General features: G+C 58.9%; 16 protein-coding genes. 6 read left to right on the plus strand and 10 right to left on the minus strand.

All coding sequences use genetic code 11. The features are described from left to right. Positions 1-661 precede the first annotated feature (661 nt). The 3 genes from GCU68_RS07325 to GCU68_RS07340 all read left to right on the plus strand — a co-directional run bounded on the left by GCU68_RS07325 (position 662) and on the right by GCU68_RS07340 (position 7,010). Positions 662-4,237, plus strand: a complete 3,576-nt coding sequence (locus tag GCU68_RS07325) for an ATP-binding protein (protein ID WP_161991502.1) — start codon at positions 662-664, stop codon at positions 4,235-4,237. 503 nt (positions 4,238-4,740) lie between these two features. Beyond that, positions 4,741-5,235: a pyridoxamine 5'-phosphate oxidase family protein gene (locus tag GCU68_RS07330; protein ID WP_152940281.1), complete on the plus strand. Its 495-nt coding sequence runs from the start codon at positions 4,741-4,743 to the stop codon at positions 5,233-5,235. A gap of 1,304 nt (positions 5,236-6,539) precedes the next feature. Further along, complete coding sequence (locus GCU68_RS07340) at positions 6,540-7,010, plus strand: hypothetical protein (protein WP_152940286.1); 471 nt, start codon at positions 6,540-6,542, stop codon at positions 7,008-7,010. Positions 7,011-7,178: 168 nt separating this feature from the next. On the opposite strand, the gene GCU68_RS07345 is transcribed toward GCU68_RS07340, so the two are convergent. The 4 genes from GCU68_RS07345 to GCU68_RS07355 form a co-directional block, all read right to left on the minus strand. Then, positions 7,179-8,024: an undecaprenyl-diphosphate phosphatase gene (locus GCU68_RS07345; protein ID WP_152940288.1), complete on the minus strand. Its 846-nt coding sequence runs from the start codon at positions 8,022-8,024 to the stop codon at positions 7,179-7,181. Between the two features lie 6 nt (positions 8,025-8,030). Beyond that, positions 8,031-8,162, minus strand: coding sequence for a hypothetical protein (locus GCU68_RS21940; RefSeq protein WP_264373478.1), 132 nt, complete (start codon positions 8,160-8,162; stop codon positions 8,031-8,033). Positions 8,163-8,402: 240 nt separating this feature from the next. Further along, positions 8,403-8,792: a ferredoxin Fer gene (fer, locus tag GCU68_RS07350; protein ID WP_152940290.1), complete on the minus strand. Its 390-nt coding sequence runs from the start codon at positions 8,790-8,792 to the stop codon at positions 8,403-8,405. Positions 8,793-9,056: 264 nt separating this feature from the next. Continuing rightward, positions 9,057-10,238, minus strand: coding sequence for an inorganic phosphate transporter (locus GCU68_RS07355; RefSeq protein WP_152940292.1), 1,182 nt, complete (start codon positions 10,236-10,238; stop codon positions 9,057-9,059). Between the two features lie 249 nt (positions 10,239-10,487). On the opposite strand from GCU68_RS07355, the gene GCU68_RS07360 reads away from it, so the two are divergent. Continuing rightward, entirely contained in the window at positions 10,488-11,243 is a 756-nt protein-coding gene (locus tag GCU68_RS07360) for a DUF485 domain-containing protein (protein ID WP_152940294.1), read from the plus strand. A gap of 163 nt (positions 11,244-11,406) precedes the next feature. Here the strand turns inward: GCU68_RS07360 and GCU68_RS07365 are convergent, their stop codons facing one another. The 3 genes from GCU68_RS07365 to GCU68_RS07375 all read right to left on the minus strand — a co-directional run bounded on the left by GCU68_RS07365 (position 11,407) and on the right by GCU68_RS07375 (position 15,087). Further along, positions 11,407-11,832 (minus strand): universal stress protein, encoded by a 426-nt coding sequence (locus GCU68_RS07365; protein ID WP_152940296.1) that lies wholly within the window; start codon positions 11,830-11,832, stop codon positions 11,407-11,409. 85 nt (positions 11,833-11,917) lie between these two features. After that, complete coding sequence (locus tag GCU68_RS07370) at positions 11,918-13,081, minus strand: inorganic phosphate transporter (protein WP_152940298.1); 1,164 nt, start codon at positions 13,079-13,081, stop codon at positions 11,918-11,920. A 149-nt stretch (positions 13,082-13,230) separates the two neighbouring features. After that, on the minus strand, positions 13,231-15,087 hold the full coding sequence (locus GCU68_RS07375; protein ID WP_152940300.1) for an SLC13 family permease: 1,857 nt from the start codon (positions 15,085-15,087) through the stop codon (positions 13,231-13,233). Positions 15,088-15,213: 126 nt separating this feature from the next. On the opposite strand from GCU68_RS07375, the gene hisA reads away from it, so the two are divergent. Continuing rightward, positions 15,214-15,957, plus strand: coding sequence for a 1-(5-phosphoribosyl)-5-[(5-phosphoribosylamino)methylideneamino]imidazole-4-carboxamide isomerase (gene hisA / locus GCU68_RS07380; protein WP_152940302.1), 744 nt, complete (start codon positions 15,214-15,216; stop codon positions 15,955-15,957). Between the two features lie 648 nt (positions 15,958-16,605). Here hisA and GCU68_RS07385 read toward each other — a convergent pair. The 3 genes from GCU68_RS07385 to GCU68_RS07395 form a co-directional block, all read right to left on the minus strand. Then, positions 16,606-17,526 (minus strand): manganese-dependent inorganic pyrophosphatase, encoded by a 921-nt coding sequence (locus tag GCU68_RS07385; RefSeq protein ID WP_152940304.1) that lies wholly within the window; start codon positions 17,524-17,526, stop codon positions 16,606-16,608. A gap of 103 nt (positions 17,527-17,629) precedes the next feature. Next, positions 17,630-19,159 carry a TrkH family potassium uptake protein gene (locus GCU68_RS07390; RefSeq protein ID WP_152940306.1) on the minus strand — a complete coding sequence of 510 codons (1,530 nt, stop codon included), beginning with the start codon at positions 19,157-19,159 and terminating at the stop codon, positions 17,630-17,632. A gap of 79 nt (positions 19,160-19,238) precedes the next feature. Further along, a complete protein-coding gene (locus GCU68_RS07395; protein ID WP_152940308.1) occupies positions 19,239-19,520 on the minus strand; it encodes a hypothetical protein in 282 nt (93 codons plus the stop codon). 276 nt (positions 19,521-19,796) lie between these two features. Here GCU68_RS07395 and hisB point away from each other — a divergent pair, with 276 nt between their 5' ends. Beyond that, positions 19,797-20,384: an imidazoleglycerol-phosphate dehydratase HisB gene (gene hisB / locus GCU68_RS07400; RefSeq protein WP_152940310.1), complete on the plus strand. Its 588-nt coding sequence runs from the start codon at positions 19,797-19,799 to the stop codon at positions 20,382-20,384. Positions 20,385-20,386: the final 2 nt, after the last annotated feature.

A 20,386-nucleotide genomic window follows, 5' to 3' on the forward strand; every position in this document is an offset into this window, starting at 1 on the left:
TCAATGCAATAGTTGTGTCGCAACGGCTATCTCCTCCTGTCACAACCGGCAGGCGGTCGAAATCTTGTTGCGGTGCGGTTGCTGTCCAGCTATAGCAGTCGCTCATAACAAGCTACTAATATCAACATATACACCCAGCACGAAACCAACACAGAATACGAACTCGAGGCCGAATCGCTGACCGGTCGAACGAAAAAAACACACAAACCCTCGTACTCGAGAGATCACTTCAACCAGTCTATTTTGGTAGCTACTGTTATCGCCACTGTACCACCAGATGGTGTCGAGATCGCTCACCATCTCTGAAACACGACTGCATCGAACACCTATGTCAGTTGTAAATCCATTCTCAAAACACTCTTTTTAATACAAACTAAAAATAGTATATTATAAGAACCACAACAGCACGATAGTCTTCCACCGACGCAAGCTGTGTGACTCACTCATAATGGCAACACACAAACACACTTCATCCACTGACGATGCGTCCGAGGCTGATGCCAATGCCGACAGAAACACACTAGCCTCGGATTCGATGAACGACCCACGAGCGCAGACAGCAGCAAAACCACTGACAGAAAACCTCGAGTTACGATCGTATATCGAAATTCGGCCGTCAACAAAACCGCTCAATCACGCCTCGGTTACCCAGTCGATGACGATGCTGTATGAACAACTGAACGAACCCTCAAATCTAGGCATCAGTTCGGTGTTCAAATCCACATCGCCGACACCAACCATCGAATGGCTGCTCGTTGCAGATGGCCGCTCAGACACACAGATCAGATATCTCGTTGGAACCACTGACGATACATTTCTCGACGATCTCGAGGCGATTCTTCGAACAGCCCTTCCAAAGACGTACGAACTAACACACGTCGACTGGCATCCACGATTGGTCGAGCAGCATCTCTCAGCCTCTGATGAAGCCCCCCAGTATGCTGCTGGCATCGAGTATCGCGGCCACACGCCCCTCCGAAAAGATTGGCTCACATCACTAACGTCATTTGAGGAGCAAACCACCTCGACTCCCAACGACACATCACATCGTGTCCCGCTTTCAATTCTTCTCGAGACGCTGTCCGATGCGGATGTTCCGGTGATCTACCAACTCGTCTGTCGGCCTTTTGGTGACCAGCGCGCGGACACAGAACTGTATCGAGCCGACCTTGAGAACGGTGTCGTCACGACAGCGGACAAAGCACTCAACTTCGTCTTCCCGAACGAAACCAAAGAAAGCCAAGATCGCAGCGCACTCGCGACGTCCTACCGTGATCGCCTTGCAGATCTCGAAACGCGAGCGCTTCAGCGGACGTTTTGTCTCTCCGCTCGAGCAGTGGCACTCACACGCGGAGCACAACAGAACGCAGACACAGTCGTTCGCAGACTTGAAAACGAGTTTGCTCACCTAGGCGGCCCATTTCACGAAATCCGCGGGCATGTCTATACTGATCAGGACCTCCACACAGGCACGCTTCCGCCAGCCAGTCGACTCTTTGAGGACCTCATTGACCGAACCTGTCACGAGCCAACATACGAAGCCACTGAAAACCGACTCCCATGGAACACACACGAAAGTGCTGGAATCGTCGCCACACCCGACGAACTCCCTGGATTTTGTTTCATCGACGGCGCTGGTCTTACCACACACGGCCAGCGAGCGCTGCGAACGCGCCAGTCAGAGCGAACCGGTCTCTCGCTTCCATCATCACACCACCTCGAGCGATACGCTGGCGAGGGACAAGCACTGTGTATGCCACTGACTGAAGATCGCCAGCCATACGGAGAGCCGTTTGTCTTACCGCCATCACTCCAAGATAGACACCTCTTCGTCGTCGGCGATACCGGCTCTGGGAAATCCGTCCTCACTATCGGTGCCCTGGGTTCTAACGTTGAAGCAACAGCAGGCCCAGAGATCCTGTTTGATTACAAAGGGAGTACAACTGCCGAAGAGTACCTCCAAACACATTACGCACAGTATGGCACCCTCGAGGACGTCCTGTATTTTGACCTCACAAAAACACTGCCAGCACTGTCGGTTTTCGATATTCGACCACTACTCGATGCCGGACTGTCACGCGAAGAGGCACGCTCGAGAATTGCAGGACACTACGAAGAGATCCTTGCCGGCTTGTTGGGAAAAGAACAGTACCACGGCGCGCCAGAGTCAACCAAAGCAATACGCAACCATCTTCGAGCGTTGTATGATCCAGTCCATGGTACCGATGCCGTCTCTCATGCAGAGCTCTTCGAGGCACTTCAACAGACGCTGAGCGATCGGACGCCACCTCCGACATCGGATGAACGACTCACCGCGTATTTCGATGGATTGCTCGAACGCGATCGAGACGTCTTCAACAAGGTGCTTGGTGGCGCTGTTGGGCGAGTCGAACGCATCGCGACTGATGACCGACTCGCCCCGTTATTTGATTACGTGCCCTCGAGGCACACAGACGATGAAACTGAAACTTCGAACCAAGTCGCGTCTGAGAACGGAGACGACGCGAGTCCGCAGTTCGATTTTATCGACGTCATTGACGACGACACGGTCGTTATCTTTGATTTCGGCGGCATGGAAGAGCAAGTCAAGCGTGCGCTCACGCTCGTCTTACTCTCGAATTTGTGGACTGCGTTGAAAGCCCGCACAGAAGCCTCGCCGACGACACAACAGCTACCGCTGGTCAACCTCTATCTCGAGGAAGCAAAAGACGTCGCAGCGACACAGCTAGTCGATACGTTACTCTCACAAGGGCGCTCGTTTGGCCTGTCGGTGATGCTTGGTGTCCAATTCCCCGGGCAACTTGAATCCCCTGACCCGTCGAATCACACGTACGAAGAAGCACTCAACGAAATCGGCACGTTCGTCGTCGGCAACGTCAGTATCGGAGACGAACTTGCGAAAGCGCTTGCGACTGACGACCTTCCACCTGGCAAGGTTGCAAGACGGCTTGCAGCGATTCGTCACGGGGAGTGGCTTATCCGCCCGGCTGCAGCGTTCGGTTCACCGCCACCACGGCCATTTCTCGGCCGGTCACTCCCTGCACCAGATGGCCATCCAGCAAGCGAGACACCGCTTACACGTGACCAACGAACGCAGTTTACAACAGCGTTCGAACTGGCCGAACTCGAGACCTGGAACGAAGCCGGTCTCCGATCGAACTACGAACTCACACCAGCCGATGCCAATGGGAATACGAGAGAGGGCACATCGAATCCCAATCCAACAGCCACTGAGAGTCGTTCTCTCCGGGTCGATTCGTTGCTTCCCCACACGACACGGTTGCCCGACTGTGTCACGTACGACGAAGTGATGGATGCACTGTGTTGTGAAGCCTGTGACAATCGCTACGATCCAACGATCGATGGGATGCGGCGCACAATCGAGTGTTGTCACACGCTTGATGACGTCGACTCCGATGATATCCCAGTCTGTGAACTCTCGCTCAAGCTCACACCGGACGAACGTGAGGCATCCGAGTGGACGGATCGCCAGCTACTCTTCCTTCAGGCGGTGTATAACGCCCAGCAACTTCGATACGATCCGCTCGAGTACGATCTCCTCCATGACTCGATGATCAGACTCCAAGAGTACGTTGGGATTGAAACCGACGAAATCACACCACTTCTCGAGGCAGATCTCTTACGACACGATACGGATCATCCACACCGGCTGTACACGGTTTCGTCTGCTGGCCGGACAGAAATCGGCGAGAGTTATCGACAGGGTGTCGACTACGGACATGGTATCGGCGATCTCGAAGAATCAAGCCAACACGTCTTCGGAATCGAAGTTACCAGACGATATCTCGAAAAAGCCTATGCTGACGATCCTGATTCGCCAGTTTGTGAGGTTATCCCGTACTATGATCTCGGTGACGATGATAACCACCGCCTCGACCTCGCAGGCACCGACGCCGATGGTGAGATTATCGTCACCGCAGAAGTCGAACGGATCAACAACGACGTTCACCGTGCAGTTCCTGACGACTACGACAAGATGGCCGCCTGTGATCCCGAGGAGGCAATTTGGGTCGTTATGAAGCAAGCTGACGGCCACAAGGTCCTCTCTGCGCTTACTGATCCACTCGAAGGCGATCCTCGAGTCGAGAAAACATACGCCAAAACGACACCACCACAACAGTTCCGTATTGATACCCCTGGTATGACTGCTGTCTATCCAGCGGAGTGGTTACTAGACCGAACGGAAGCTGGCGAATTCCCCAGTCGGAGTGAGTGAACTGCTTCCGGGTCAAGTCCTTCGAGAATCTTCGGTTCTCGTGATCATGACCACAGATATCCTCAAGTTCCGGACGCCCCAAAGCACTCGGCCTCTTCCATCCGTAGACCGAGACGAACGCAACTCATATTTGGACTCCAGTTCACACGCGCCTCGAAACAGCACCTAAACCGTTCGGAGTTAATCTCCTCCAGTTCATAATCGGCATAACTGCCCGAAAGAAGGAGTATGATGCCCTCTCGAGGGTGAGCTAGGAATTGATTGGCCGATGTCTCTCTCAATGAGGATCGAAGAGCGAACTCGAGGGCGGTATGCAAAGCAATCAGGGAACTGGCAGTCGTGGTGACACCGTGATCGGCGACATCTTCTCGATACCGGGCGACGGTGCCACAATAATGTCACTCGAGTCGTAGCCATACCCGAAAAATATCAATCGGAAATGACTAAACCCAGGGCAGAAAATATGATATATGGCTAACATTGGCGATGACCTATCTGCGAAAATGGCCGAGAAATTTTTCGCGAGTCGTGGCCACGGCGTGCTTTCACTTGCGGACAGTAACGATGGACATGGGTTTCCGATTTCGTATGGGTATGACCTGGAGATGGAACATTGTATCATACAGTTCGTGCTTGACTCAGCGAGTCACAAACAGCAAAGTCACAAACAGCAAAGTCACAAACAGCAAAGTCACAAACAGCAGTTTCTCGAGGCGAGCAACACTGTCACGTTGACGACCTACGAGTACGCCGCTGACGGTACGTGGCAGAGTGCGATCGCCACCGGATCGTTGGTTCCGCTCTCGAGTGAAGCCGTTGCAAACTGGGCTGCAGCGATCTTTTTTACGAACGCTGCGTATGTTGAGACACCCGTCAGACAGGACTCGACTGACACGGAGATCAAATGGTATGAACTCGAGATTGAATCCCTCACCGGGCGCGAAAATCTCAGTGATGGGAGGTCAGAGACGAAACTCGAACCTGAACTCGAGCAGTGACTCTTAACGTCGTATACGGTTTGGAATCCAATCGTCTCTCTTTCCTCCATCTTTGAGACGAGTTGTAGTTCTGATATCCACGGTGGTGGTTAGATCACGCTCTTCGTCCCAAATCGATAGCCTGGAACCGATTATGAACGATCAGGCCACCTAATGATGGCTTGGTCAGCACTGCCGAACTCTCGAGGAGCCCTTATATGCGGAACAGGCGCAATACCACGGCCTTCTGGCCGTGGATACGCGCCGTCACTCGATGATGCCACCCACTGACAGAAGCATAGCCCGAGTTTCCAATCCTAACGTTCAAATCACAAGAAACCCTACATTATGGCGAGGTCAGGTCGGAACAGAGCGGATTCCGAACGACCTTCGGAGGCGGTCAACCCGCTAATCCAATGAGACAGTATCCGAAACGCCAACGCGGTGAACGCGAATCCTTGAAGGATTCGGCTCGTGCCCGTCGGTTGAGCAAGCCCGATGATACCTCCGAGTCCGTCGATGCGTCAGCGACTTCCTGCTGGCAAAAACAACAGATGGGTGTCAACGATGCTGAGGATAGGAGTAACGGCCACTTGGCATGGCCAGACAGCCACCGACCACGACGACTGGGTTAGACGCGAACTCCCGAAAAGTGGCGGAGTCATGGTTGTAAACCTGAAACTCCCACCGCTCGGGATTCCTGCGTCTTCAGGCGCAGGAGGATGTCAATGTACATTGCTGTGGCTGTGTCTCTTCGAAACCCCATCCTGTCCTCGTCCTCGAGATAGCGTATCGATTTGGAGCGGGCACATCTTTTTTGCGACTTAGCTCAGCAGTAGTTCTCTTCCGGACTAGAGTTGTGGTTATGAAAACAAGCAGGTCACAGTAAAGCGTCGTAAAAGCAGTGTGGTTGGACTGAGCGCCGTAGTTTTGATTAGGGTAACGAGAGACAAAGGCTCTCGAACGACTGACCTGCGGCAGTTACCATGATTCGTGACGAGTAATGATCGGATCGCTTATTGAACAATTTCTGCAAGTAATAAGATACGTGAAAAAATCCTTCTTGTGCGGCCCAGGGAATGCGTATACGACCACGCTCTGATTCGGTCCCGATGAGCGATTCCTGCGTCTCGCGTGTCTCGAGCTCGGGGATCTCGATTGTGTTGGTAAGGCGGGCACCTATAGTACCAACTGATATGATGGACACACTGATCGCACAGCCGTCATGCGATCTGGTGTGCAGGGATGTTCCATGGCTACTATAGTACCGCCCAGCAGCCGCCTTCGGCGATGGCTATTTATTCTTGGTTGGTGGGCGGTAACATATGTCGCTCGAATCGATACAGGAATCCGAGTCCCTTGAGGCCCCACCCAAGCCGGACGAGGGAACGACCGTACGACTGCTTTCGGAGCACCACTCGTTCGTGACACTGCCACCCGCCCCCGACGAGGCGACCGTCGCCGTCGTATGGACCGATCCGGGTGTCCAGGTGGTGACTGCCGTCGCCAACGACGGCGATGCGCTCTGGCCGACGGTAACGCAGGCACGCGGCACACGCACCGAGACTGACGACGGCCCGCGGCGCGAGTTTCGGCTGGATGCCGACGTGCTCGCAGACGCGGACGTGCTGGACGTGACTGATGAGACCGGAACGAGCCGTGTGCGCTACCTAGCCGTCGGCTATCGGCGTGAATCGGTCCTCGAGCGATACAAACGGCGACTCCGGACGTGGTGGGACGGGACGCGCGAGCACCGGGCGTCGCTATCAAAACCGATATCGTGGGACCGAGAGTGAAGACGCGTGTCGCCTCGAGGGCGGCCGACGGCATCGACGCCGACTAGAGAAACGGCGGGAACCGTGAGTTCGTCCGACCGTGTGTGGTAACGCCCTTCTTGTCCGTCTTTTCTTTTTCAGGCTTTTCGACCTTCTCCTTTATTCGAGCCTCTGTCTGGGTTTTCTCTTTCACGCCGTCAGCAGCGTCACGATGCCGCCGCCGACGATTGCCAGTCCGCCGAGGCCGAAGCAGACGATCCAGAACGGAATCCGCTCGACGACCCGCATCAGGAGGCCGATCATCGCATAGCCGACGACCGCGCTCGTCGCGAGCGCAAGAGTCGCGGCCTCGAGGCCGACACCCGGAATCCCACCTTCGGTCGCGAACGTCAGCGCGCCGGCGCCGAGTCCGGCCGGAATCGACAGCAGAAACGAGAGTCGGAACGCCGAGGGGGCCTGGTAGGACCGGAAGAGCAACACGCTCGTGGTAATTCCGGATCGAGAAACGCCAGGCAGGATCGACAGGCCCTGGAACGCGCCCACGAGCACAGCGTCCCGCAGCGTCGGCTCGGCCCTGTCGGCGAGTTCGACGGACTCCGAGGCCAGTTGAACGACGCCGGTCGCAACGAGCAAGAGGCCGATCGCCGCGATGAACAGTCCGCCGCTCAACTCGCTCGCGAAGTCGATGGCCAGAAAGTAGATCGGCAATCCGATCAGTCCTGTCGCCACACACGCCACGACGACGAACGTCGTCACCGCGTTCGGCCCCGTAAACGCCGTCCGGGGTCGCCACTCGGGCACCGCCGCGAGACTCTCGGCGATGTCCTCGCGGTAGTACAGCGTCGAGGAGAGCGTCGTCCCCAGTTGCAAGAACAGCGCCAGCTGGAGGGCGTGCTCTGGCGACGTTCCGACGAGTGTCAGAAACAGCGAGAGATTTCCCTGTGAGGAGACGGGCAACCACTCGACGATTCCCTGAACGATCCCGGCCAGCACGGCCACGACGAGCTCCCAGTCGATCGGTCGTTCCAGCCACATCTCGTCTCAGTCTCGCCCAGCTGGCGACGTGTCCACGTCACGGTTCGCTGCCCACACGTTGTTCTCGTCGCCTGCGATGACGCGACCGTTGCGCCGGTCGCCGCTGTCCCCTGCGCCGCCGGTGCTGTCTGCCTGCATTCCTCGTTCACTTCGAGTCTTCGCTCGAGGGCCCTTTTCAATTGCTATTCCGTCGATCTGCTCGGCCACGAGCGGGTCTCGGAGACCGATTAGGTGACTTTCAAGCCGTGCGCTTGGACGGCAGCCGACGCTCGAGTCCACTGCTATACTCGACAGTCGCGCTGCTACCAAACGATGACTCAAAAAATCGATGACGGTTTCGACAGCACCCGCGTGCCGCACAACGCGTGTCTGCGTTGTTTAAATGACGCGGTTCTGCAGGTAGTCGAGGTGTTTCGCGTTGTAGACGATCTGAACCTCATCGGTCTCTGCGGAACCGATGCAGGTCAGACGGACGTTTTTGTCCTCGACTTCCTCGTCCGAGAGGATCTGCTGCATGTCCATTTCGATCTCGCCTTCGTAGACGATCGCGGCACAGTTCGCACAGGCGCCTGCACGGCACGAGAAGGGCCAGTCGTAGCCCTGGGCCTCAGCGGCCTCGAGGATGTACTCGCCTTCGGCGACTTCGAGGGAGCCGTAGTCCTCTTCGTCGAGGCCGGCGTCGGCAGCTTGATCGAAGAGGTCGTCGTCGTCCATTTCCCAGCCCTGGTCGTCCAGTACTTCGTAGTTGAGGTATTCTACCGTGGGCATCACTCCCCGGTTCGAGTCCCGTACTGGTATAGCTTGCTGTTCGGTCCTAAATTGACTTTCAGGTTAAATTGACACATTTGGATCGGTGACTGTCGCCGTACGTTGAACGAAATGGCGGAAAACGGCGGGTAAACCGAAAAAACCGCCACGAACGGGCACATGTCTCGTCACGTTTGCCGCTTTCGATGACGATGCTGGCTGCCGCGCTCGGGAACGGTCGAATGCGGGCCGATCGGACTCGAGCGGCCGACCACGACGGCTCGCCTAGAAGCCGAAGATCGGAAGGAATCGGAAGGTGAGAAACGCCCCGACGGTCGAGAGGATCGGGACGACGTTTTGCATCAGGATGACACGAGCGGTCGTCGAGGGGTCGAAGAGATCGGAGGCTTTCGGGATGTCTTCGGGCTCTTCCTCGCCGATCTCTGGTGAGCGTTCGCCCTCCGCTTCGGCGGTCAGGGCACCGACGGAGACGCGGGTCTCTTCGCCGGCCCTGACCTCTGACAGCGTCGTCGTCCGGGTTGCGCGCCCCCAGCCCAGTCCGATGATGCTCATCGTCGCGATGACGACGAAACTCGCTGGAATCCCGATCCACGAGAGCCCGATGACGATCCCCGAACTGATGATCGCGACGACGATCGCAGCGGTTAGCGGGAGGTTCGTGATGTCGTTACCGAGCGTATCGAGGGTACGACGGGCGATCGTGAAACAGCCGACGGCGACGGCTGCCGAGCCGATCAGGATCAGGGGCACCATCTCGACATCGCCGGTGCCGTAGATCGGCGCGATTGCGTTCGCGATGTTGCTCGTCCCGGAAGAAAAGGCCATCAGACAGCCGATGCCGACGACGACCAGCGCGCCCGTGATCTCGCGTCGGTTGGCATTCTCTCCGAACTGCAGTCGCGGAACGAGGCCCGTGCGGTCGATCGTGACCATCTCGCGCCCCTCCCGGTTACCCTCGATAGCGACCCACGCATTGATCCGCGGGTAAAAGTAACGACCGACGATGCCGGCCACCCAGAATCCGATGATTGGGGCAACAATCCACCAGACGACGATCTCGCCCAGCACCGCGAGATTGAGTTCGCCGGTTGCGAGTCCGAGGGCAGCGATCGCTCCCACCGCGGTCATCGAAGTCGAGGCGGGGACACCGGCATAGTTGCCCACGAACAACGCCCCGCCGATGAAAAAGAGGACGGCGACGTTCGAGCGCAGGGTGAAGATGGCGGTGTCCTCGACGAGCTCTCCGCCGAGGGTTTCGACGACCTGCGGACCGATGGTGATCGCACCGACGAAAAAGAAAATCGACATCAGTGTCGCAGCCATCAATTTTGTGATCACATTGGCACCGACGGCTGGCCCGAACGCGGGTCCTGTCGTTGCGCCTCCAATATTGTAGCCTACGAATACCGAAACGAGAAGCCCCACGATAAGCAGTACTTCTGTCACATCCGTATCCACATCATCCGCCCCTAAAAACGCGCCTATTTGTGGCCGCAGCGGCCGACTAGGCTCGGTTCGATCCTAAAGAACTTCAATCATCCACACCAAGGAATACAATGTCATGGACTTCGACTGGAAACTCGACTCGAGAGACTATCAGGGACGAACCGGGTCGTCTCCTCGATACGTCGGAATCGACCCTGTCGACGAACGCTCGGGAACGGTCCGATTCACACGTGTCGGTGGCGATCATCCGTGCTGAATCCGGTCCGAGTCGACGCGGCCGTCGACCTTGCCTATGGGGCATTGATTGCGCTCTCGATCCTGCTGATCATGGTTCTCGGCACGAACGTTGGAATCGCGTTCGGGATCGGTGTGTTTGCCTCGTACGTCATCCACGTCGTCTGGAAGATGGCACGCTTCGATCCCGATTGGATGACCAGGGCCGTCCAGGAATCGGTCGAGGAGAGCGTGGGCGAAACCGTCGAAGAGACTGTGGGCGAAACCGTCGAGAAACAGGTCGGAGAGACCGTCGAAGAGACAGTAGGTGAAACCGTCGAGAAGACGGTGGGCGAGACCGTCGAGAAACAGGTCGGAGAGACTGTTGAGGAAACGGTGGGCGAGACCGTCGAGAAGACGGTGGGCGAGACCGTCGAGAAACAGGTCGGAGAGACTGTTGAGGAAACGGTGGGCGAGACCGTCGAGAAACAGGTCGGAGAGACTGTTGAGGAAACGGTAGGCGAGACTGTCGAGGAAACGGTAGGCGAGACTGTCGAGGAAACGGTGGGCGAGACCGTCGAGAAACAGGTTGGAGAGACTGTCGAGGAGACGGTGGGCGAAACCGTCGAAGAGGCCATCGAACGAACCGTCGGAGAACAGCTCAACGAGATGCAAGCGGAGGTCAAAGCCGTCGACGAGCGCATCGATCGCCGTCCTCGCGAGGACGAAATCGAGGAGTTGATCGATAGATCTACTGACGACGATCAGACGGAGCGCACCGACGACAACTGATCGATATCGGTGCCGATAGCGACGGACCGACGCAGCGCTACCGTCTTTTACAGAACATCGAGGAGAAAGCCCACGACTTCAGTCGTGTGGAGGATGTCAAGACGTTCGTCCACTAGTTCATCACATTTCGCAGCGGATTCTCAGGCAGTTGACCACGCATCGGTCACCGAACGACCACGACCGGAACCGGCGATCGACGAACGATTTTTTGGGCGACGTTGCCAATATAGAGGGAATCTGTAATGGAGCCACCATGGCTCCCCATCACGACCGTATCGTAGTCGTCGGCTCGGTTGAGGATCGCACGAACGGGATGGCCGAGTTCGACCATGGTCTCGAGACCCGCATCGCCGTCGGCGTCCGCAACGATTTCACGTGCACGATTGAATGTCGGCGCTGCAAGATCCTGTGCTGCATCTTCGAGATTTTCGGCGAGTGCGAGGCCTGATGCCTCTCCCCACAGCGGTGACGGTTCGCCAACGACGCGCAAGACGGTTATCTCGGCGTCCGGATAGGCTTTGAGTGCATGTTTGAGAGCATGTTCGCTCATCTCGGAGCCGTCCATCGGAACAAGAACGCGCGAAACCATAACGCAAGCTACAACACCGACCCGAATAAACGCGGCGGGACCTGACTTCCTCGCCGTTCCAGACGAGGCTTCCGCTACCTTTCTGTCAGACGAACGGGACCGCAAGGAAGAACCCGTAGGCGAGAAGCGTCGACATCGACGGGCCGATGATCCACATTGAGACGTACTTCATGATGGCTCGGGGGTTGAAGAGATTATCTGCATTCAAGGCCTCTTCAGACTCTTCCTCGCCGATCCGTGTGACTGGAGCGTCCGGTTCTGTCTTCAGTGCCCCCATCGACATTTCTCTGTCGACATCCCCACGAATGGCCTCTCGAGCCGTCACGGGACGGGTTGCTCGCCCCCAGCCCAGGCCGACAATCGTCATCACCGACGCCATTACGAGACTGATCGGAATGCCGGCCCACGAGAGTGCGGTCGTGATCGTCGAGGCAGTGATCATGACGATCAGCGCTGCCAGAAGTGGGATATCGCTGAGTTCGCTTCCGACGGATTCCATCGTCCGTCGGGCGATGGTGAACCCGCCGAGACCGATCGCGACCGTCGCGACGATGATGGCGGTGTTCACCTCGAGTGCGCCGCTGCTGACCAGCGGCGCGACGGCGTTCGGGACGTTGCTCGCACCGGCGCTGAACGCCATGTAACAGCCGATGATCAAGACAGTGATCGTTCCACCGAGTTCCTGGTATGTCGTGTTCGGCCCGAGACCGATCGTCGGAATCGAGCCGCTGCGATTCAGAGCAAGCAACGGCCCCTCCGAGGCGGTGATCTCGAACCGTCGATTGAGTTCGGGGTAAATATACCGGCCGACGGTCGCACCGATCCAGAGTGCGAGGATCGGCGTGACGATCCACCACGAGATGATCCATCCGATCGTCTCGAAATTAAGCGTATTCGTCACCAATCCTAGCCCGGCGATCGCACCGACGGTTGTCATCGATGTCGGGACGGGGACGCCGAAGATATTCGCGATGAGAATGCCCAGCCCGATAAAAAAGAGGACGGCGACGCCCGCTGCGAGCGAGATTTCGATCGCGATGATGTCGCCGCTGAGGGTGTCCATGACGTTCCGTCCGACGGTCCAGCCACCGAGAAAGACGAAGAACGTCATCAGTGCGGCCGCCGTGACTTTTCGGAGGAGCCCCGCTCCCACGGCCGGCCCCCACGCGATCCCGGTTGACGAGCCGCCGATATTGAATCCGACGAAAATCGAGGCTACGATACCGACCAACAGCACGGTTTCGACCATCAGTGAATACTACCAGTGTGCTAATGAAATAAGTGCTGGGACACACAACACTAATAGCTGAATATTATCACTGTTCGCCAAGCGATGACGCGGCCGATATCAGCCACTCGGCAATTGCCGGGATCTATCAGGCCAAAATACAATGCCAGTCATACACCCCAGAAGAACGCGATCCCGAGCACGGTGACGACCGACAGAAGCAGTTGCAGCGGTGCGCCGATCCGGAAGTAGTCGCTAAAACGGTAGCCGCCGGGCCCGTAGACGAACAGATTCGTCTGGTAGCCGATCGGGCCGAGGAAGGCGGTGCTCGCGGCGAAGGTGACCGCCAACACGAACGCGAACGGATTCGCGCCGATCCCCGCCGCCGCGGCCGCCGCGACCGGAATCAGCAGGACCACGCTGGCGTTGTTGCTGATCACCTCCGTGATCAGCCCGGTCATGATGTAAAACAACCACAACACGACCAGCGTCGGCAAAAAGCCCGCTGACTGCACCACGAGGAAGGCGAGATAGGCGGCCGCACCGGTCTGCTCGAGGGCGATTCCCAGCGGGATCACCCCCGCCAGCAGGAAGATGATGTCCCACTCGACGGCGTCGTACAGTTCGTTCGGCTCGAGGACGCCTGTGACGACCATCGCAACCACGCCCGCGAGCGCTGAGAGCAAGATGGGGTAGAGCTCGAGGGCGGCGACGGCGACGACACCGATCATGATGGCGACGGCGACGGGGGCTTTGTCGGCGCGGTACTCCGGCCGCGGCGGCTCGCGAGCGACGATCACGTCGTCGCGTCGCGAGAGGCGGTCGAGCGTGTCCGGCGGAGCCTGAACGAGGAGCGTGTCACCGACGTCGAGTCGCTTGCCGACGATGCGATCGCTGACAAGCGACCCGTGGTGGCGCAGGCCGAGGACGGCAGCGTTGAACTCCTCGCGAAACGCCTCGGGATCGAGTCGCTCGCCGACCAGCCGCGAGTCGAGCGAGACGACGAGTTCCGTGATGATCCCCGCCTCGTTGTCGGTCGACAACTCCGCATCGGAGCGGGGATCACCGACGAGTTCGACGCCCGGGGCGTCCTCGAGCATCGTAATCGCGTCCCGGTTAGTGCGGACGACCAGCACGTCGCCCTCGTCGAGTCGCGTCTCCTGTCGCGGGGCGACCGACCGATCCTCGTCGTGGACGACCTGCACGACGTCGATCTCGGGACCGAGCGCGTCGGTCGCGGTGCCGACCGTCTCGTCGACGTACGGCGACCCGGGGACGACGGCGACTTCGACGATATAGTCGCCGACCTCGTACTCTTCGACGTAGTTCGCCCGCGCCGGGACCCGCTCGGGAAGGAGGTAGTGGCCGACGAAGATCAGATACAGCGCGCCGACGATGACGACGATGGCTCCCAGTTGCGTGAACTCGAACATCGAAAACCGGTGAAGTTCAGGGTAGTCAGCGCCGAGTCGGGCGCTGATGTCGCTCGCGAGGATGTTCGTCGAGGTCCCGATGAGGGTGAGCATGCCGCCGACCTGTGAGGCATAGGACAGCGGGATCAACAGCTTCGACGGCGATGTGTTCCCGCGGTTGGCGACGTCGGTGACGACCGGCACCAGCAACGCGACGACGGGCGTATTGTTCAGAAAGCCGGAGACGGGGCTCGTCGCGACGACGGTGGCGAACAGTTGTTTCCGGATGCTGGTGCCCGCAAAGTTCGCCATGCGCCGTCCCAGCTCCTGAACGATCCCCGTGCGGGCGATCCCACCGCTCAAAATCAACATCGCGAGCACCGTGATCGTCGCGTCGTTGGCGAATCCGGAGATCCCGGTGCTCGGGTCGATGCCCGTCCACGGCTCGAGGACGACCAGCACGACGATCAACAGAATCGCGGTGACATCGATCGGCAGCCGCTCGGTGAGAAACATCACGAGCGCGAACGCAACGACGCCAAAGACGACGAGTATGTCAGTCGTCAGCGCTGGCTGGGTCACCGGCTCCTGAGCGAGCGCCAGACTACCTGCCATCCACCATCGTCCGAGACCACACTGACGGGACATGTAATAATTCTGCACGGAGTTCGAACAGTGTTCGGTCGATGGCTGTTCCTCGAAACCGTCGCCTTTACTCGAGTCCGGCGCCCGTTTACGGGTATGAACAGCGATGACGAGGCGCGCGAGGCGTTCGAGGTCATTCCGGCAGTCGACGTCCAAGACGGCGAGGTCGTCCAGCTCGTCCAGGGCGAACGCGGCACCGAGAAAACGTACGGCGACCCGGTCGAAGCCGCACAGCGGTGGATCGACGCCGGCGCACAGTCGCTCCATCTCGTCGATCTCGACGGGGCGTTCGAGGGTGAACGGCGGAACGCGGATGCCATCGACGCCGTCCTCGAGACCGTCGACGTCCCCACCCAACTCGGTGGCGGGATTCGGACCGCTGAGGGCGCGATCGACCTCCTCGAGCGCGGCCTCGATCGCGTCATCCTCGGGACGGCGGCCGTCGAGAACCCCGAGATCGTCGCCGAGATCAGCGAGTCCCACCCCGACAGCGTCGTCGTCAGTCTCGACGCGAAAGACGGCGAGGTCGTCGTCGAGGGCTGGACCGAAGGCGCGGGCATCACCCCCGTCGAAGCCGCCGAACGCTACGCGGAACTGGGTGCGGCCGCGATCCTCTTTACAAACGTCGACGTCGAGGGGCAACTCGAGGGCGTCGCAACGGAGCCGGTTCGAGAGTTAGTCGACGCGACCGAGATCCCGGTCATTGCGAGCGGTGGCGTCGCGACTCTCGAGGACGTGCGCACGCTCGCGGATACCGGCGCAGCGGCGGTGGTCGTCGGCAGTGCACTGTACGAGGGGAACTTCACGCTCGAGGACGCGCAGGCGGCCGTCAACGAGTAACCGGAGTTGGAGAGACGGTTTCTTCAATCAGCGTGATCTGTGAAACCCACGCTCAGTACAGGTGAGGCACATACCACTCAAAAAGAGGAGGTAAGTCGTGTCATTTATATATCTTTAAGCGTCTGAGGAACTCATATCTCATACGGAATAACGATTCACATCGTGTGTTCATGTCCCAGCAATGAAGGGGCCGCTTGAACCAGATTCTCGTTCTGTCGCGGAACGCACCTTGTTCTCTCCACGTTGCGGTCACGTGTGACACATTGTAGTGGAGACGAATTCCTCAGATATGATACACATGACTGGAGACAAGGACACCCCAACAAATGAAGCCGTACAAATTTCACAGAAAATCCGTATTGTGTGTACGGAATGCAACTTCTCGAAACTGGTAACGAAAGAAGGACAAAAGTCCTCAGAAGTGATTGTGGAACACGGGCGGGAAACTGGCCATAAACTTACTGCTGAGGAACTTGACGATGATACGTAAGCCATGTACTTATCAAACAGCTCTACTCGGTTTCAATTGCCGCTCTAAATAGAGAATCCGTGTCCCTATCTACTAATAAAAATCAAAACCGTGTCGTCATTACGCGCGGTCAGGTGACCGCGCGAGCGAAACGATATGTTGAGACCTGACCAACTCTTTCAAAATGCGTCCTCGAGCGGCGGCACGACCTGCTTTTTGCGGGACATGACGCCGGGCAGGAAGGCCTCGCGGTCCTCGACGGTGGTGTCGAGGGCGTCTTCGACGGTGTCGGTGTGGTCGCCGGCGATCAGTGCGGTGGACTCCTCCTCAAGGAGGTCCGTGACGAGCAAGACGAGGAGGGCGTACTCGCGTTCCGCGACGACTTCATCCATCGCCTCGAGGACGGCGTCGCGCTGGTCGAGCACCGGGGCCGGTTCGACGGTTTCGATCTGGCCGATGCCGACGTCGGAGTCGCCGAACTCGAACTCCTTGAAGTCGCCGAGCACCATCTCCCGAGGCTCTTTCTCGCCGAGCTTGCTCTTCTGTTTGAGCAGTTCTTTGCCGTACTCCTCGTAGTCGACGCCGGCGATCTCCGCGAGGCGTTCGGCGACGACCTCGTCCGTCTCGGTCGTCGTTGGCGAGCGGAGCACGACGGTGTCGCTCAGCAGGCCGCTGAGCAACAGGCCGGCGGTCTGTTCGTCGATCTCGACGTCGGCCTCGTCGTACAGGCCCGTAAGAATCGTCGCGGTCGAGCCGACCGGCTCGTTCCGGAAGCGAATCGGGTTGCTCGTCTCGACGTCACCGATTCGGTGGTGGTCGATGATCTCGACGACGTCAGCGTCCCGCGCACCCTCGACGGTCTGGCTGTGTTCGTTGTGGTCGACGAGGAGCAGCTGTTCGTCCGTCGCATCTTCGAGCAGCGTCGGCTCTTCGACGTCCCAGCGTTCGAGGACGAACTGCGTCTCCGGGTTCAGTTCGCCGGCTCGCGCGGCGACGACGTCTTCGCCCTGTGCCTGCTTCAGGCGTGCGTGGGCGATGGCGGAGATGATCGTGTCCGTGTCTGGCTGCTGGTGTCCGATAACGTAACTGGTCTGTGACATGGTCGCTATCTCGTGCTACAGTTTTAAAAAGTGAGGTCTTTTCGGTCGCCAAATGAAACCGGATCTTCGCCCTTGAGCCTCTCTGTGCGTGTGGTTTTCACACTCACGATTTCCAGAACGCCGGCGTCAGCAGCACGAGCACGGGGATGATCTCGATGCGGCCGACCCACATCATGACGACCATGACGGCGCGCGTGGTGGTAGGAAAGCCGGCGTAGTTGTCCATCGGGCCGGCCATCCCGAACGCGGGACCGATGTTGAGAAAGATCGAGGCGGAGGCACCGAGCGCTTCGAACTCGGTGACGGGCGTGCCGGCTCTGGCGGCGTCGACGACGACGAAGATCGTCAGCAGAAAAAAGAGCATGATCGCCAGCAGGACGTAGGCGTAGATGTCTCGAATCGTCTCCTCATCGACGACGGTGTTACTGAGACGAAGCGGGCGAATCGCTTCCGGGTGGATCGATGTAAACAGGTTGCGGCGGAACGCCTTGAGCACCACCAGCCAGCGCAGCGACTTGATCGAACAGGTCGTCGATCCAGCCATCCCGCCGATGAACATGCCGAGAAACAGCATGTGCGTCGCTCCCGGCGACCAGAGCGCGAAATCGGTCGAGGCGTAGCCCGTCGTCGTCACCATCGAGACCACGTTGAACAGCGCGTGTCTGATCGTCGGCTCGAGGCCTTTGCCGATTTCCGGATCGGCCCAGAGGATCGCCGCCACGATCGCACTAAAGCTCCCGAGGACGCCGAGATAGAACCGGAACTCCTCGGACTCGAAGGGGTGGCGGAACTCGCCCTGCGTGATGTAGTACAGCAGGACGAAGTTGGTCGCCCCGAGGATCATAAAGGGGATGACGGCCCACTGGACGATCGGGGTAAACGCGCCGACGCTTTCGGGTTCCGGCGAGAAGCCGGCGGTCGAGACGCTCGTTAGTGCGTGCGAGACGGCGTTGAAGAAGTCCATGTTCGGAGCCACGCCAAGCAGGTGGAGCGCGTAGAACGTCCCCGCGGCCAGCACTGTCAGGCCGACGTACAGCCCCCAGATGAGTCGGGCCGTCTCATCGATGTGTGGCCGGAGTTTGCGGACGTTTCTGGTCTGGGTTTCGGTCTCCATGAGCTGTGCCCCACCGACCATCAGGCTCGAGAGCAGGCCGATGGCGACGACCAGGATGCCGAGGCCGCCGAGCCACTGGAGGAGCTGTCGCCAGAGGAGAATTGCACGCGACTGATTGTCGAAGTCCCAGCCGCTCATCACCGTCGCGCCGGTCGTCGTAATACCGCTCATGCTTTCGAACAGCGCGTTGACGAGGCCCGCAATGGAGCCGGCAAACGCAGAACTCGAGTCGGCACCGAGTCCGACGACCGCGAACGGAATCGCACCGATGACGCCGACGCCGAGCCACGTCAGGGCGACCATCAGGAACGCTTCCCGCTGTCCGAGATCGGGGTCCTCGCGCAACTGCTCGAGTGCGACGCCGAGTACGGCCGTCGTCGCGATTGCAGCAACGAACGGGAACACGGCATCACCGTCGAGGACCGCGAGCACGAGCGGCACCGCGAGCGGGACGGCAAGCCACTTCAGGACCGTCCCGGTGAGGCTACAACTCGAGCGCCAGTCGACACGAATCGTCATCGAGTGGCTCTATCTGTGAGCGGCGAGGCATTAATCGGTTCGGAAGCGGGAATGCAAGCCACTCGTTGGCTGGCGGTTGTCAGGCCTCGCCGTCGCTGCCGTAGCCGTGACCGATGTAGAGTGCAAAGACGTTGAGTGCGAGCAGCGTCAGGAAGACGAGCGTGACCTGTGGATCGCCGAGCCCCTGCATGAGAAGCGGGAGATAGACGAACGGCAGGGCGATCGCAACCCAAAACGACAGGAACTGCGTCGGCCCTTTCAGCGAGTGGATAAATCTACGAGTGCACTGCTCCTGGTCCCGATCCGGATCGGGACTGGACGGCGTGACCGAGTCGTTCGAGAGCGGGGTGTGATTGGGCATCGATCCAGGTCTCCTCTTCATCGAACCCAACAGTCTCGGACGTTATATAATGGGTCGAACACTAGCGTCGTTTCGGTCCGTTTCAGCCCCGGTAACGTCTCCGATACGACGTTTCGAAACGCCTCGAGAGACAGCTAGAAATTTTATACTTCTTTCTGAGACAATCGCTGAAACTGACTGACCGAGGGGCCCATAGAGAGCGCCGAACCCGACTGTCCCACCCGAGCCGGGACGACGAGCGCAATCGCCTTGTACCGGCGGGGACATCGATCCGACATGAGCGAGCGAGCCGCGACTGTCACGCGCGAGACGGGCGAGACGTCGATCGAGTGTACGGTAGCGATCGACGGGACCGGCGACGCCGACGTCGACACCGGAATCGGCTTTTTCGACCACATGCTGACGGCGTTTGCCAAACACGGGCTGTTCGATCTGGCCGTCGACTGCGACGGCGACCTCGAGATTGACGACCATCACACGGTCGAAGACGTTGCCATCGTCCTCGGCGAGGCCATCGACGAGGCGCTCGGCGATCGGTCGGGGATCGTCCGCTACGCCGATCGAAAGGTGCCGCTGGACGAAGCCGTCGCCGGTGCCGTCGTCGACGTCAGCGGTCGGCCCCGATTCTACTTCGATGGCGAGTTCTCACAGGAACAGATCGGCGGGTTCACGAGCGATATGGCCCGTCACTTCGGCGAGTCGCTGGCGATGCACGCCGGTCTGACGGTTCATCTCGAGGTCTCCGGCGAGAACGCCCACCACGAGGTCGAGGCGCTGTTCAAGGCGCTTGCACGGACGCTCGACGACGCGACGCGGGTCGACGACCGACGGACGGACACGCCGAGTACGAAAGGAACGCTGTAGCG

It is taken from the genome of Natronorubrum aibiense, from assembly GCF_009392895.1.
Lineage (GTDB): Archaea > Halobacteriota > Halobacteria > Halobacteriales > Natrialbaceae > Natronorubrum > Natronorubrum aibiense.

What these genes read in the sequence shown, in the direction of transcription:
- GCU68_RS07325 (WP_161991502.1), top strand. Translation starts at nt 662, where the DNA reads ATGCTGTATGAACAACTGAACGAACCCTCAAATCTAGGCATCAGTTCG.
- GCU68_RS07330 (WP_152940281.1), top strand. Translation starts at nt 4,741, where the DNA reads ATGGCCGAGAAATTTTTCGCGAGTCGTGGCCACGGCGTGCTTTCACTT.
- GCU68_RS07340 (WP_152940286.1), top strand. Translation starts at nt 6,540, where the DNA reads ATGTCGCTCGAATCGATACAGGAATCCGAGTCCCTTGAGGCCCCACCC.
- GCU68_RS07345 (WP_152940288.1), bottom strand. Translation starts at nt 8,024, where the DNA reads ATGTGGCTGGAACGACCGATCGACTGGGAGCTCGTCGTGGCCGTGCTG.
- GCU68_RS21940 (WP_264373478.1), bottom strand. Translation starts at nt 8,162, where the DNA reads ATGCAGGCAGACAGCACCGGCGGCGCAGGGGACAGCGGCGACCGGCGC.
- fer (WP_152940290.1), bottom strand. Translation starts at nt 8,792, where the DNA reads ATGCCCACGGTAGAATACCTCAACTACGAAGTACTGGACGACCAGGGC.
- GCU68_RS07365 (WP_152940296.1), bottom strand. Translation starts at nt 11,832, where the DNA reads ATGGTTTCGCGCGTTCTTGTTCCGATGGACGGCTCCGAGATGAGCGAA.
- GCU68_RS07370 (WP_152940298.1), bottom strand. Translation starts at nt 13,081, where the DNA reads ATGGTCGAAACCGTGCTGTTGGTCGGTATCGTAGCCTCGATTTTCGTC.
- GCU68_RS07375 (WP_152940300.1), bottom strand. Translation starts at nt 15,087, where the DNA reads ATGGCAGGTAGTCTGGCGCTCGCTCAGGAGCCGGTGACCCAGCCAGCG.
- hisA (WP_152940302.1), top strand. Translation starts at nt 15,214, where the DNA reads ATGAACAGCGATGACGAGGCGCGCGAGGCGTTCGAGGTCATTCCGGCA.
- GCU68_RS07385 (WP_152940304.1), bottom strand. Translation starts at nt 17,526, where the DNA reads ATGTCACAGACCAGTTACGTTATCGGACACCAGCAGCCAGACACGGAC.
- GCU68_RS07390 (WP_152940306.1), bottom strand. Translation starts at nt 19,159, where the DNA reads ATGACGATTCGTGTCGACTGGCGCTCGAGTTGTAGCCTCACCGGGACG.
- GCU68_RS07395 (WP_152940308.1), bottom strand. Translation starts at nt 19,520, where the DNA reads ATGCCCAATCACACCCCGCTCTCGAACGACTCGGTCACGCCGTCCAGT.
- hisB (WP_152940310.1), top strand. Translation starts at nt 19,797, where the DNA reads ATGAGCGAGCGAGCCGCGACTGTCACGCGCGAGACGGGCGAGACGTCG.